Genomic DNA, 14142 nt, shown 5'->3' on the forward strand with positions numbered 1-14142 from the left:
AGCATGTAGTGCTGAAATTTTATGTTTACTGATGGAGCGCTCGGCGTACGAGCCGAGCAATGCACACCCAACAAAAACCCCGCCTTGGCGGGGTTTTTGTTGATCCGATGCTGCGCCCTCTGCAAGCCGCAAAGGATCAGTCGCCCATGATCGGTGAGATCATTAATCGCCCAATGTCAGCAGCGAGGCATTGCCACCGGCCGCGGTGGTATTGACGGTAACGACCTTCTCTGTCGCAAAGCGCAGCAGGTAATGTGGGCCGCCAGCCTTGGGGCCGGTGCCGGACAGGCCCTGACCGCCGAAGGGTTGTACGCCGACCACGGCGCCGATCTGGTTGCGATTGACGTAGACGTTACCGACCGCCACGCGCGAGGTAATGCGGTCGATGGTTTCATCGATACGCGAATGCACGCCCAAGGTGAGGCCGTAACCAGTCGCGTTGATCTGGTCGATGACGGCGTCGAGCTGGTCGGCTTTCCAGCGAATCACGTGCAGAACCGGCCCGAAAATTTCGCGCTGCAGCTGGGCCAGCGATGTCAGCTCATAGGCGCGTGGAGCGAAGAAGCTGCCGTGCGCGGTGGCGCTGTCCAGCGTGGTAGTTCCAATCAAGCGCGCTTCGCGATCCATACGTGCAGCGTGATCGTCGAGAATCTTGAGCGCATCGGCGTCGATCACGGGCCCAACGTCGGTCGAGAGCAGGCTGGGATCTGCAATCTTCAATTCGCCCATCGCGCCGGCCAGCATGGTCATGACCTTGTCGGCGATGTCGTCTTGGACGAACAGGACGCGTGCCGCGGAGCAACGCTGCCCGGCGGAGATGAAGGCGCTGGAGATCGCGTCTTTGACCACTGCTTCGGGCAGTGACGACGAGTCGGCGATGAAGGCATTCTGGCCCCCGGTCTCGGCAATCAAGATGCCGATGGCAGCATCGCGCGCGGCCAGGGTGCGGTTGATGATGCGTGCGGTCTCGGTGGAACCGGTGAACGCCACACCCGCCACGCGCTGGTCGTTGGTCAGTGCAGCGCCCACGGTAGCGCCATCGCCGGGCAGGAACTGCACCGCCGCTTCCGGTACGCCGGCTTCGTGCAGCAATTTGACTGCCGCAAAGCCAATCAAGTTGGTCTGCTCGGCAGGTTTGGCAATCACGGTGTTGCCGGCGGCCAGCGCTGCAGCGACTTGGCCGAGGAAAATCGCCAGCGGGAAGTTCCAGGGACTGATGCAGACGAACACGCCACGGCCATGCAGTTGCAGTTCGTTGGATTCGCCGGTCGGCCCGGGCAGTCGCTCAGGCGCACCGAACTGTGCGCGTGCCTGGCCGGCGTAATAGCGCAGAAAATCGACCGCCTCGCGGACTTCGGCCACTGCGTCGGGCAGCGTCTTGCCGGCTTCCTTGACGCAGATCGCCATGAACTCGGGCATGCGCGCTTCAAGTACATCGGCCGCATGCTCGAGGATGGTGGCGCGGCTCGCTGCAGGTGTGCGGTTCCACGCGGGTTGGGCGGCCGCAGCGCTGGCCAGCGACTTCTGCACGGTGTCCGGATCAGCCGGGTGCCACTGCCCAACCGTCTCCCGGCGATCCGCCGGATTCAACACCGCTTGGCTAGGCGTGCTGGTCAGCGCACCAGGCACCAAGGGCGTGGCTTTCCAGGGTTTGATGGCGGCATTGAGTTGCTCGGCCAGCTGGCGCAGATCGTTGTCGTTGGCGAGATTGGCGCCCATGGAGTTTTTCCTGTTCTGGTTCTGACTGCGCAGCAAATCGGCCGGCAGCGGAATCTTGGGATGCGGAAAGGAGGTGAACGACGAGACGGCCTCGACCGGGTCGCGGATGAGGTCTTCGATGGCGACATCTTCATCGGTGATGCGATTGACGAAGCTGGAATTGGCACCGTTTTCCAGCAGGCGACGCACCAGATACGGCAGCAGATCTTCGTGCGAGCCGACCGGTGCATACACGCGGCATGGCAGGCCGAGACGATCGGCCGGAATCACTTCGGCATACAGGTCATCGCCCATGCCGTGCAGCTTCTGGTGCTCGTAGGTCTTGCCTGCAGCAATCGCACGCACCGCCGCAATGGTCTGCGCGTTGTGCGTGGCGAACATCGGATACAGCGCATCGTTGTGCGCGAACATGCGACGTGCGCAAGCCAGATACGACACGTCAGTATTTTGCTTGCGGGTAAACACCGGGTAGCCGGGGTGCCCTTCGATCTGGGCACGCTTGATTTCCGCATCCCAGTACGCGCCCTTGACCAGGCGTACCGGAATGCGTCGCCCAACGCGGCGGGCGAGATCTGCAAGAAAATCGATCGTGTACGGCGTGCGTTTTTGATACGCCTGCACCGCTAGGCCATAGCCTTCCCAGCCATCCAACGACGGATCGGAGAAAGTGGCTTCGATGATGTCCAGCGACAGTTCCAGGCGGTCGGCTTCTTCAGCGTCGACGGTGTAGCCGATGCCATACGACTTGGCCAACTGCGCAAGCTCCAGGACGCCAGGTACCAGCTCTGCCATCACGCGGGCGCGCTTGGCATGTTCGTAACGCGGATACAGCGCCGACAACTTGATCGAGATGCTGGGCGCGGCGAACACGTCGGTACCAACGAAGTTGCCGCTGCGGCCGATCGCATGGATGGCGTCACGATACGCCTGCAGATAGCGCCGCGCATCCTTCATGGTAAGCGCGCCTTCGCCGAGCATGTCGAACGAATAGCGATAGTTGGCGTTGTCGCCCTTGCGCGAACGCGACAGCGCTTCACCGATGGTGCGGCCCATGACGAACTGGTGGCCCATGATCTTCATGGCCTGGCGCACGGCCAGGCGAATCACCGGCTCGCCGACGCGGCCGATTAGGCGCTTGAAGGCACCGGGTACATCGGCGCGGGTGAGGTCGTTGAGTTGCACCAGCCTGCCAGTGAGCATCAGGCCCCAAGTCGATGCGTTGACCAGCACCGAGTCGCTGCCGCCCATGTGCTTCTTCCAATCCGCATCGCCGAGCTTGTCGCGGATCAGCTTGTCGGCGGTGTCCTGATCGGGAATGCGCAACAGCGCCTCGGCCACGCACATCAGCAACACGCCTTCTTCGCTGCCCAGGTCGTACTGGCGCATGAAGGCTTCGATGGCGCCCTGGTCCTGCGCACGTGCACGCACACGGGTGACCAGATCGGCAGCGATCGCTTGCACCTTGGCTTGCTCAGCGGCGGGCAGGCGGGCCTGGTCGAGCAACTCACGCACGTGCTCGGTTTCGTCCTTGAGCCAGGCAGCGGTAATGGCAGCACGCAATGCGCCAGGTGCGGCGGGCAGTTCGGGCGCCAGGAGCGGGCGCACGACTGAGGTGGAGGCAAGCGGGTCGAGCTGAGCGTTCATGCGAAAGGTGCCTTGGATTCCTTTCTCATTCTAGTGAGCTGCATGGCGTGCGCACTTGTGTGGAAGCGGCGGCTTTCCCGCCGTTTTGTGCATGCCGTTGTCGTCTGCGCGCGTCGCAGGGTTTCTGCACGGCCTTCGCCGCGGAATTCGGAAGTGATTGATTTACGCGCATTTTTAGTTGCACTGCAGCAAATCTTTGATCGCCGGAAATGCTTGCCGCATGCGTTGGCGCGGGTCTACCATCGGGCTATTCCCGCAGTGCGCTGCGTGCTTTCTATGATCGAAGTGCTGCCGTTGATGTCCGAAGGGGTTGGGACGCAGCTGCGGTTGCGGCCTCCGCGGGCACTGTCGGCCAGGCAATTTGTGCAGCTGTTCGCAGTGTTGGCAGGAATGATGTGGCTGTTTGCAGGCCTGGGGTGGTGGACCGGCAATGCGTTCGCGCCGGTGTTCGCCTTGGTGCACAGTGGTGTGGTGGCGCTGGCGCTACGGACGTTGTGGCGAAGTGGCGAGCGCGAAGAAGCGATCCGGGTGGGGGAAACCGTTGTCGAGGTGTTTCCGTCCGGGCATGCGCCACCAGCGTTTCAGGCACATCCGCATTGGGTGCGGTTATGCATGGAGCGTGACGACAGGGTGTTGCTGGTCAGCAGCGGCAAGCAGATCGAGATCGGAAGTTTTCTCGGGCCGGCCGAACGTGTGGAACTGGCAACTACGCTGAAACGCTTGCTCGCGGCCGCCAATGGCCGTCACCGATGACGTAAGGGTCTAGGCAATGACGCAACGCAGCAGCTGGAAGTCGATGAGCACTTACACACACGTGGGCCTGGCGATGGCGGCGCTGCTGAGCGCACCGGCCGCCTGGGCGCAATCGGCCGATCCCAAGGAATGGCAGCTCAACATGGGGCGCGGGGTGACCCAGACCGCGCGCATGGCCTACGAGGCGCACATGGTGGCGCTGTGGGTGTGCGTGGTGATTGCCGCGCTGGTGTTCTCGGTGATGGGCTATGCGATCTTCAAGTTCCGCAAGTCCAAAGGCGCGGTGGCTGCGCAATTCAGTCACAACACCACCGCTGAGGTGTTGTGGACGGTGATTCCGGTGCTGGTACTGATCGCGATGGCCTGGCCGGCGACGGCAAAGCTGATTGCGATGTACGACACCCGCGAATCGGAAATGACGGTCAAGGTGACCGGCTATCAGTGGATGTGGAAATACGAGTATCTCGGCCAGGGCGTGGAATTCACCAGTCGGCTGGCGCGCGAATCCGATCGCATCCGCCAGAGTGGCGAGCGTCCGACCGCTGCATCGCAACCGCATTACCTGCTGGACGTGGACAACCGCCTGGTGTTGCCGGTCAACACCAAGATCCGTTTCGTGATCACCGCCGACGACGTGATTCATGCGTGGTGGGTGCCGGCCCTTGGCTGGAAGCAGGACGCGATCCCCGGCATCGTCAACGAGGCATGGACCAATATCGAGCAGCCGGGCGTGTATCGCGGGCAGTGCGCCGAGTTGTGCGGCAAGGATCATGGCTTCATGCCGATCGTGGTGGAAGCGCTGCCCAAGGCCGAATTCCAGCGCTGGCTGGCGGCCCGTCGCAGTGCCGGCGCAGCGCCTGCCGCACCGGCCGGAACCCCGGCGCCGGAGTCCACACCTGCAGCACCGCCTGCCGGCGAGGCCGCTCCAGCCGCTTCGCCTGCTCCGGCCGCCGCACCGACCGCCGCTCTTTAATCGCCCGCAACCGCACCGCTTCGTAGAGGTCGTTCCGTCATGGCGCATACCGCAGTCGATCACCACGGACACCACCAGCCCGGTTTCGTCGAGCGCTGGTTTTTCTCGACCAATCACAAGGACATCGGCACGCTGTACCTGCTGTTTTCCTTCGTGATGTTCATCATCGGCGCGGCGATGAGCGTGGTGATTCGCGCCGAATTGATGCAGCCCGGCTTGCAGTTCGTGAAACCGGAATTCTTCAACCAGATGACCACCGTGCATGCGCTGGTGATGATCTTCGGCGGCGTGATGCCGGCCTTCGTCGGCCTGGCGAACTGGATGATTCCGCTGCAGATCGGCGCGCCGGACATGGCGCTGCCGCGCATGAACAACTGGTCGTTCTGGTTGTTGCCGGTCGCTTTTACCTTGTTGCTGCTGACGTTGTTCCTGCCCGGCGGCGCGCCTGCCGGCGGCTGGACGCTGTATCCGCCGCTGTCGCTGCAAGGCGGATACAACGTCGCTTTCAGCGTCTTTGCGATCCATGTGGCCGGTGTCAGTTCGATCATGGGCGCGATCAACATCATCGCCACCGTGCTCAACATGCGCGCGCCGGGCATCGATCTGTTGAAGATGCCGATCTTCTGCTGGGCGTGGCTGATTACCGCTTTCCTGCTGATTGCGGTGATGCCGGTACTGGCAGGCGCAGTGACCATGTTGCTGACCGACAAATTCTTCGGCACCAGTTTCTTCAATGCGGCCGGTGGCGGCGACCCGGTGATGTACCAGCATATCTTCTGGTTCTTCGGGCATCCCGAGGTGTACATCATGATCCTGCCGGCGTTCGGCGTGGTCAGCGAGATCATCCCGACCTTCAGCCGCAAGCCGTTGTTCGGTTACCAGGCGATGGTGTACGCCATCGCAGCGATCGCATTCCTGAGCTTCATCGTGTGGGCGCACCATATGTTCACCGTGGGCATGCCGCTCGGTGGCGAAATCTATTTCATGTTCGCCACGATGCTGATCTCCATTCCGACTGGGGTGAAGGTGTTCAACTGGGTCAGCACGATGTGGAAAGGCTCGCTGACCTTCGAATCGCCGATGTTGTGGGCCGTGGCGTTCGTGATTCTCTTCAGCATCGGGGGTTTTTCCGGCTTGATGCTGGCGATCGTACCTGCCGATTTCCAGTATCACGATACTTATTTTGTGGTGGCGCATTTCCATTACGTGCTGGTGACAGGCGCGGTGTTCGCACTGATTGCGGCGGTGTATTACTGGTGGCCGAAGTGGACCGGCCGCATGTACAACGAGACGCTGGCGAAGTTCCATTTCTGGTGGACGATGATCTTCGTCAACCTGCTGTTCTTCCCGCAGCACTTCCTTGGCCTGGCCGGCATGCCGCGGCGCATTCCCGACTACAACGTGGTGTTCGCCGACTGGAACATGGTCAGTTCGATCGGTGCGTTCGGCATGTTCGTCACGCCGTTCCTGATGGCAGGCATTTTGCTGGCCTCGCTGCGGAGCGGCGCGCGGGCAGACGCGCGCGCCTGGGAAGGCGCCAAGGGCCTGGAATGGACCGTGCCGTCGCCTGCACCGGCGCATACCTTCACCGTGCCGCCGGTGATCAAGCCTGGAGATCTTGCGCATGAAGACATCGGTCACTGAGTCCGCCTCGGAGCCGGCGGTGACGCGTCTGTTATCTGCAGCCGAGCGGCAGGCGCAGCAGCGCCGCGCCGTGCGTCGCACTGCGATCACGTTCGGCATCATTGCACTGCTGATCTATGCAGGCTTCATTGCCTCGGGAGTCATTGGTCGGTGAGTGCACGCGTGCCCACACATGCACCGACGGCAGGCTTGTTCAAGCTGCTGGGCGTGGTGCTGGGTGTGTTCGTGCTGACGTTCTCTCTGGTGCCGCTGTACCGGATCGCCTGCGAGAAAGTGTTTGGAATTCGCATGGAACGCGCTCCCGGCAGCAGCCGCGCAAACGCAGGCGCGCCACCCGCCGCCGGTAAGCGCACGGTGCGCGTTGAGTTCGACGGCGGGGTCAATTCCAAACTGCCGTGGACCTTCCATCCCGAGCAGATGACGATGGATGTGGTGCCAGGCGAGCTCAACGAAGCGCTGTATTTTGCGCGCAACGATGGCGCGCGGGCGGTGGTGGGCAGTGCGGTGCCATCGGTTGCACCTGCGCGTGCGTCGGGCTATTTCAACAAGACCGAGTGCTTCTGCTTCACCGCGCAGACTTTGCAGGCCGGTGAAACACGCGATATGCCGCTGCGTTTCATCGTCGATCCCGCACTGCCGCCGGAAGTCACCACGATTACCTTGTCCTACACGTTCTATCGCAACGACCCATTGACCTCGGAACTGCAGGGCGGTGGTACGTCCGGCGTACCGCGCGCCGCGCCCTGATTCTTCATCCACACGCACCACGACACGGAAGCAACGCCATGGCCGATCACAGTCCCAACGCCGATGCGTATTTCGTCCCGAGCCAGAGCAAATGGCCCTTTGTCGGGTCGATTGCGATGTTCGTGATGATGATCGGTGTGGCCAGCTGGCTCAACGATGCGGCGTGGGGGCGCTGGACGTTCTTCGCCGGCGTGGCGATGTTGCTGGCGACGTTGTTCATGTGGTTTGGCGATGTCATCCGCGAATCCAATGCCGGGCATTACAACCGCCAGGTGGATGGCTCGTTCCGCATGGGCATGGTGTGGTTCATCTTTTCCGAGGTGATGTTCTTCTGCGCTTTCTTCGGTGCGCTGTTCTACACGCGTGTGCTGACGTTGCCCTGGCTGGGTGGCGAAGGCGACGGCGTGATGACCAACGAGCTGTTGTGGAACGGCTATTCCGCTGCCTGGCCGACCAATGGCCCGGGCACGATTGGCGGGCAGTTCCAGACCATTCCGGCCTGGGGTTTGCCGCTGATCAATACGTTGATCCTGCTCAGCTCTGGTGTGACCTTGACCATCGCCCACCACGCACTCAAGGGCGGGCGCCGCGGTGGGTTACTGGTGTGGCTGGGCCTGACCGTGCTGCTGGGCTGCGTTTTCCTGTTCCTGCAGGCGGAGGAATACATCCACGCCTACACCGAGCTCAATCTCACCCTTGGCTCGGGCATCTACGGCTCGACGTTCTTCATGCTCACCGGCTTCCACGGCATGCATGTGCTACTGGGCACGATCATGCTGGCAGTGATGTGGCTGCGTGCGGCAAAGGGGCACTTCAGCCGCGACAACCACTTCGCTTTCGAAGCGGCCGCGTGGTACTGGCACTTCGTCGACGTGGTGTGGCTGGCGCTGTTCCTGTTCGTGTATGTACTTTGAGAATCGGGAATCGGGAATCGGGAATCGCCAGAGCGAGCCTGCTTTTGCTCTTACGATTCCCTACTCCCGATTCCCCATTCCCGGCCGCGTCAGCGGCCGATGCCATGCGGCTTGATCCAGCCGGTATAAATGCCGAGGATCACGATGGCGATCAACGCAACCGATAATCCGATGCGCCAGGTCAGTGCGTTGACGGTGCGCTTGGTCTGGCCGCGGTCGGTCAGCAGGTAGTAGAGGCCGGCGCCTAGGTTCCACAGAATCACGATCAGGAAGGCGACAATCAGCAGCGTCTTGAGCGAATCGTTCACAACAGCCCCGGGTGCAGTCGGCGTGGTGATGGCATTGCACGCCTTTTTGCGTCGCTTGTCATGACGCGCAAGCACACGGCGGTGATCGGCTGGTGTCTGGCGCTGCTGGTGAGCACGGGTTTCGCGGCGCTTGGGCACTGGCAGTTGCAGCGCATGCATAGCAAGCAAGCCTTGCTCGACCGTGCCGTGCATGTGCGCGATACCACGCTGTCCTTGGCACAGGCGCTGGCGACGCCGCACGATCTGGCATGGGTGCGTGGGCGTGTGCGATTCCTGCCTCAACTGGTCTTGCTGGATAATCAGTTGCATGACGGGCGTGCCGGTGTGCGCGTGTATCAACTGGCAGCGCCAGAAGGCGTGTCGGCAAGCATGCTGGTCGATTTGGGCTGGCTGCCATTACCGGCGGATCGAACGTTGCCCAGCATCGTTGCGCTAACCGGCATGCAGACCGTCCAGGGACTCTTGAGCGCACCGCCATCGGCGGGGCTGGCGATCGGGCCGGCAGTGGCGCCGGGAGCCGCTCCGCGGACCTGGTTGGCCACGCGTCTGGATGCGGAGGCCTTACGCCGCATGCTTGGTAGGCGCGACATTTCGTCGCAGGTCTTGCGCCTGGATCCGGCACTGCCGGTTGGTTACGTACGCGATCTGGAAATGCTGCCAAACACGCTGCCACCCGCGCGGCACTTGGGTTATGCGGTGCAATGGTTCGGGCTGGCCGCCGCGGTACTGGCGACCGCGACGCTGCTGAGCTGGCGTGCGCGCCGCCGCCGTCGACGCGGGCACTGATGCCTGCGGCATGAGAAAATCGCCGGCATGACCAAATCCACATCGGCCACGCCGCAGTCGGTCAAACGCGGTCGCAGGATGCTGATTGCCCTGGCGGTGCTGTTCTTCGGCTCTATGTTGCTGGCCGGCGTGCTGCGCTTCTCCGGATGGCAGCCGGCATCGATGCGCAATAACGGCGAACTGCTGAAGCCGCCCGCGGATCTGCGGGCGTTGGTGCCGGTCCGTGCGAACGGGCAGCCGTATGCCTGGGCACCGAGCGAGCGCATCTGGCGCATCGCGGTGGCACCGCAGGCAGATTGCACCCAGCAATGCGTGACGTTGGCCGCGGAGCTGGACAAGGTGTGGCAATTGCTCGGGCATCGCGCCGACAAGGTAGAGGTGTTGTGGATCGGCACGCCGCCAGCCGGGCTGCCGCCGATGCCGGAATTGCGCGTGCTGCGCGACGATGCCCGCCTACGCCAGGCATTGCCGCGCGGCAACAATGCGGCCGGCGTGCCGGTGTATGTGATCGACCCCAATGGCTTCGTGATCTTGCGTTACGCCCCAGGCTTTGATCCGGCCGGCTTGCGGTCGGATCTGGTCAAGCTGCTGAAACTGATGTGAGCCCGTTTCGATGAATTTGTTTGCGCCACCGGCATTGTTCCGTCACTTCCATCGCATGGCCTGGCTGGCTGCGCTGTTCACTGCGAGCACGATCCTGTTCGGGTCGTTCGTGCGGCTATCCGATGCCGGCATGAGCTGCCCGGACTGGCCGACCTGCTACGGCCGTGTGACCTGGCCGCAAACCAGCGACGAAGCCAACACGCATGTGGCCAGCAAGATCCGTCCGCTGGAATCGCATAAGGCCTGGCGTGAGCAGGTACACCGCTTCCTGGCTGGCGCGCTGGGTGTGGAAGTCCTCGTGCTGTCGTTGCTGGCGGTGCGTCGCCGCCGCATGGGCATTGCCCAGGTGGTATCGGCCGCCGCGTTGGTGGCGTTGTCGATCCCGCTCTACATGTCCGGCTGGCACAGCGTGGGCTTGGGCGTGGCGATCGCCGGCGAGGCCATCCTGCTACTGGCGGCATTGCGCTGGAGCAACATTGATCTGGCGCGCGCGGCGGTGCTGACGCTTGCGGTGGTGATCTTCCAGGCGCTGTTGGGCATGTGGACGGTGACGCTGCTGCTCAAGCCCATCGTGGTGATGGGGCACCTGCTGGGCGGCATGCTGATGTTCTCGCTGCTGGTGTGGATGGCCTGGCGTGCGACGCATTTGCCGATCACCCTGGCCGACGCGTCGCGCTTGAAGTGGCTGCTACGCCTGGGCGTGGCGGTGCTGGGTCTGCAGATCGCGCTCGGTGGCTGGGTCAGCGCCAACTACGCCGCGCTTGCGTGCGGCGGCGGCAGCTGGTCGGCCGATAATTTCCCGCGTTGCGTCAGCCAATGGTGGCCGCCGCACGATTTCCGCGAAGGCTTCACCCTGTGGCGCGGCATTGGAGTGGATTACGAAGGCGGCGTGCTGGATGGTGCGGCGCGTATCGCGATCCAGATGGCCCACCGGCTGTGGGCGATTGCGACGGCGCTGTACCTTGGGTGGCTAGCTTGGCGCTTGTCGCGTTCGCCGGGGATGCGGGTATGGGCTGCGGCGCTGGCGCTGCTGGTGGCCGTGCAGGTGACGCTGGGCGTGCTCAACGTGAAGCTGGCGCTGCCGTTGGAAGTGTCGGTCATGCATAACGGTGGCGCGGTGGCGTTGTTATTCGTGTTGGTCTCGCTGCTGGCGCGGCTGCGCGCGCCGGAGTGAGCATGGCCGTCAGCGCACGCGATTATTGGGATCTGACCAAACCCAAGGTGGTGGCACTGATCGTGTTCACCGCTTTGGTCGGCATGTTCCTGGCCATTCCCGACATGCCGACCTGGCTGCAGGTGCGCACCGGCGCGCTGGGCTTTCTGGGCATCTGGCTGGCCGCCTCGGCGGCGGCGGCGATCAACCAATTGCTCGACGCCAAGATCGACGCGCAGATGGCGCGCACTTCATGGCGCCCGCTGGTGGTGGGCAAGGTGCAGCCGTGGCAGGTGCTGGTGTTCGCAGGCGCGCTGATCGTGATCTCCATGACCATCCTGGTGGTGTGGGTGAATGTCATCACCGCGGTGCTGACCTTCGCCTCGCTGATCGGATATGCGGTGATCTACACCGTGTACCTGAAACGCGCGACCTCGCAGAACATCGTGATTGGCGGTCTGGCCGGCGCCACGCCGCCGATGCTGGGCTGGGCCGCAGTGACCGGGCTGCCGACCAGCGCCGACTGGATCAACGCCTCGCTGCTGGTGCTGATCATCTTCATCTGGACGCCGCCGCATTTCTGGGCGCTGGCGATCTTCCGGCGCGCCGACTACGCCAAGGCGGCGATCCCGATGTTGCCGGTGACCCACGGTGTGCCGCATACGCGCAAGCAGATCTTCATCTACACGATCGTGTTGGCCATCGTGACCCTGCTGCCGGTGGCGGTGGGCATGAGCGGGGTGTTCTATCTGGGCGGCGCGGTGGTGCTCAACGCGGTGTTCCTCTGGTATGCGTGGCGCATGCTGGACCCGCCGGACGAACTGTTTTCGATGAAGATGTTCGGCTATTCCATCGTGTATCTGATGGCGCTGTTCGCCTTCCTGATGGTCGACCATCTGCTGTTACCGTGGGTGCGCTAGTCGCCACGGTGGCGCGCTTGGCAGCGCTGTAGGGCTGCTGCCAAGAACGTCTGCGCAATCCGCGCATTCTGCGCAATGCGCCTGTCGCGCGTGCGCAGTGTGGCCAGGAACTGTCGGGTAGACAGGCCAGGTGCGCCGTGTGGAAGTCATAGCGACGCCGATGTTGGCAGACGTCGCGGTTCCCGATTCGCGAACTGAGTTGATCCATCAGACGTTGCCAGCAACGGCAACGCCGTGCCGGCTCAGCTCAACCAGCTGGCGCACTCGCTGGTGTTTTTGCTGTCGCAACTGGATTGCATTTTCTGTTGCAGGCGCGCCAGCACTGCGCTGCCTTCATGGCGGTGCTGCTTGCTCCAGGCCTTCAATGCGGTGCCGAGCGTAGCGAAGCGCTGCCGGGTGCGTTGCCGGTACCCATCCGGTTGGCCAGCCAACTCGCCGATCACCTGCGTGGCAGCGCTCTCGATGCCGGCGGTGTCGTCGGGGCTGAGCCGGATCAGCCCATCCACGTACATCACGCCCCACTGCACGCGGGTGGCAGGGCCTTGCGCGCTTTCGTAGGCCTTCCTGAGCCAGGACAGCGCGGTCTTCTTGTCGCCACGTTGTTCGGCCAGATCTGCTAGCTCGGGCATGTAGTAGTACGGCGTCTTGCTGCGCGACAGCTCCGCCAACAGCAGTTGCTCGGCACCGCTGGCATCGCCCGCTTCTCCCAGCAACGCCGCGGCGGTGCTGATGGTGGACTGGCGCTCCTCATCGGTCTTGGCTGCGTCGCTGGCCCATTGCACGCGCTGGCGCACGAGATCGGCCACCTCGGTTGGAAGCGGCGGCTGCGGGCCTTTGGCTTCGGTCTCGGTGGGCTGGCCTTGCGCCAGGCGTGCCAGCTGGATGCGGGCATATGCAGTGCCAAGCCGGTCGGAGATCGGCAGTGAGGTGTCGGCGTAGACCTTGTCCAAGGCCTGATTCAGTGCGTTGGAAAGCGTAGCGCGTACGCCGGCCTCGTTGCTGGCGGCCGTGATCAGACGCGCCGGCATATAGCTCAGCGTGCCGAGATTGGCGCGTACTTCTGCCGGGTCGGCCAACACCGTTTCCAGCAAGGTGCGATTGGCGGCGCTGGCGGCCGGTGGATGCTTGGCAGCGCTAATGGCGGCCAGGGCGAAGCTGCGCTGCAGCGCCGGCTGTGGGGCCGCCGTCGAGAGCCGGGTCAGCACATTGGCGGCGTCGGCGGGCTTGACCAGCCGGTCGTCGGTGCCCCAGGCATAGCTGCCGAGCACGGCCCAATCGTCTGCGCTGAGCTGTTGCGGCGTGTGCAGCGCCTTGTCGAGCAATTGCTGTGCGGTGCTGGTGCTCTTGGCCGCAACCCGCAATACCTCGGCCAGGCGTGCGTTATCGGCATCGCCGGCCAGACGGGTGATTTCGCTGTGGTCCGGGCGTAGCACGATGATGGTGGGATACCCCTTGACCCCGAAGCGCTCGCCCCAGGCCTGCGCGCCTTCGGAATCGCCATCCAGGTGCACAGCGACAAATTGCTGGGTGCGCGCGATGAAGGCCGGATCCTTGAACAGCGTGGCCTTCAGTCGATTGCAGGGCGGGCACCAGGCCGCACCCCAGTACAACAGGATCGGCTTGCCGCTTTCCTTGGCTTCGGCAAAGGCGTCTTCCACGTCGCCCTCGCGCCAGGCGATGCTGGTAGCGGGCGCTGGCGTGGATGCAGCCTTGGTCTGCGCGGGAGCTGCGGGAGCTGCGGGCGGGGCGGGCTTGTTGCAGGCAGTCAGCGTGGCCAGCACCGCCAGCAGCGCGATCAAGGACGGGGAGGGGCGTCGAAACGACAGCGTCATGACAGTCACCGTGGGGCGGCAGGAGGTCGATCGAACACTCTAGCGAGCGCGGGCGCGCGCATGCGGACGTGCGTGATCACCGTTGTATATCTGCTTACAACCCGGACCTTTCGGCAATGCGAACTGCTGTCACGCGATACGCAGCG

General features: G+C 63.5%; 13 protein-coding genes. 10 read left to right on the forward strand and 3 right to left on the reverse strand.

Annotation, left to right across the window (positions count from 1 at the left end; translation table 11 throughout):
- Positions 1-162 precede the first annotated feature (162 nt).
- Entirely contained in the window at positions 163-3363 is a 3201-nt protein-coding gene (gene putA, locus M0D43_RS13510; protein WP_260807250.1) for a bifunctional proline dehydrogenase/L-glutamate gamma-semialdehyde dehydrogenase PutA, read from the reverse strand.
- A 276-nt stretch (positions 3364-3639) separates the two neighbouring features.
- Between putA and M0D43_RS13515 the strand changes: the two genes are divergently transcribed.
- From M0D43_RS13515 to M0D43_RS13540, 6 genes are read left to right on the forward strand one after another with little or no spacing between them, the layout of a single operon-like run.
- Positions 3640-4116, forward strand: coding sequence for a DUF2244 domain-containing protein (locus M0D43_RS13515; RefSeq protein WP_039432024.1), 477 nt, complete (start codon positions 3640-3642; stop codon positions 4114-4116).
- Between the two features lie 16 nt (positions 4117-4132).
- Positions 4133-5089: a cytochrome c oxidase subunit II gene (coxB, locus tag M0D43_RS13520; RefSeq protein WP_252161803.1), complete on the forward strand. Its 957-nt coding sequence runs from the start codon at positions 4133-4135 to the stop codon at positions 5087-5089.
- 39 nt (positions 5090-5128) lie between these two features.
- On the forward strand, positions 5129-6733 hold the full coding sequence (ctaD, locus tag M0D43_RS13525; RefSeq protein ID WP_101362398.1) for a cytochrome c oxidase subunit I: 1605 nt from the start codon (positions 5129-5131) through the stop codon (positions 6731-6733).
- Positions 6714-6887, forward strand: a complete 174-nt coding sequence (locus M0D43_RS13530; RefSeq protein WP_101362397.1) for a hypothetical protein — start codon at positions 6714-6716, stop codon at positions 6885-6887. The genes ctaD and M0D43_RS13530 overlap by 20 nt, the downstream gene beginning before the upstream one ends.
- On the forward strand, positions 6884-7480 hold the full coding sequence (locus M0D43_RS13535) for a cytochrome c oxidase assembly protein (RefSeq protein WP_252161804.1): 597 nt from the start codon (positions 6884-6886) through the stop codon (positions 7478-7480). The genes M0D43_RS13530 and M0D43_RS13535 overlap by 4 nt, the downstream gene beginning before the upstream one ends.
- A gap of 38 nt (positions 7481-7518) precedes the next feature.
- Positions 7519-8394 (forward strand): cytochrome c oxidase subunit 3, encoded by an 876-nt coding sequence (locus tag M0D43_RS13540; RefSeq protein WP_252161805.1) that lies wholly within the window; start codon positions 7519-7521, stop codon positions 8392-8394.
- 89 nt (positions 8395-8483) lie between these two features.
- On the opposite strand, the gene M0D43_RS13545 is transcribed toward M0D43_RS13540, so the two are convergent.
- Positions 8484-8702, reverse strand: coding sequence for a twin transmembrane helix small protein (locus M0D43_RS13545; protein ID WP_017157720.1), 219 nt, complete (start codon positions 8700-8702; stop codon positions 8484-8486).
- 60 nt (positions 8703-8762) lie between these two features.
- Between M0D43_RS13545 and M0D43_RS13550 the strand changes: the two genes are divergently transcribed.
- The 4 genes from M0D43_RS13550 to cyoE are packed head-to-tail and all read left to right on the forward strand — an operon-like array spanning position 8763 to position 12164.
- Positions 8763-9488, forward strand: a complete 726-nt coding sequence (locus M0D43_RS13550) for an SURF1 family protein (protein WP_260807251.1) — start codon at positions 8763-8765, stop codon at positions 9486-9488.
- A 27-nt stretch (positions 9489-9515) separates the two neighbouring features.
- On the forward strand, positions 9516-10091 hold the full coding sequence (locus M0D43_RS13555) for a redox-active disulfide-containing membrane protein (protein WP_260807252.1): 576 nt from the start codon (positions 9516-9518) through the stop codon (positions 10089-10091).
- A gap of 10 nt (positions 10092-10101) precedes the next feature.
- Positions 10102-11265: a COX15/CtaA family protein gene (locus M0D43_RS13560; RefSeq protein WP_252161808.1), complete on the forward strand. Its 1164-nt coding sequence runs from the start codon at positions 10102-10104 to the stop codon at positions 11263-11265.
- Between the two features lie 2 nt (positions 11266-11267).
- On the forward strand, positions 11268-12164 hold the full coding sequence (gene cyoE / locus M0D43_RS13565) for a heme o synthase (RefSeq protein ID WP_252161809.1): 897 nt from the start codon (positions 11268-11270) through the stop codon (positions 12162-12164).
- A gap of 242 nt (positions 12165-12406) precedes the next feature.
- Here the strand turns inward: cyoE and M0D43_RS13570 are convergent, their stop codons facing one another.
- Positions 12407-13996 carry a thioredoxin family protein gene (locus M0D43_RS13570; protein WP_252161810.1) on the reverse strand — a complete coding sequence of 530 codons (1590 nt, stop codon included), beginning with the start codon at positions 13994-13996 and terminating at the stop codon, positions 12407-12409.
- Positions 13997-14142: the final 146 nt, after the last annotated feature.

This window comes from Xanthomonas prunicola, from assembly GCF_025266575.1.
GTDB lineage: Bacteria > Pseudomonadota > Gammaproteobacteria > Xanthomonadales > Xanthomonadaceae > Xanthomonas > Xanthomonas prunicola.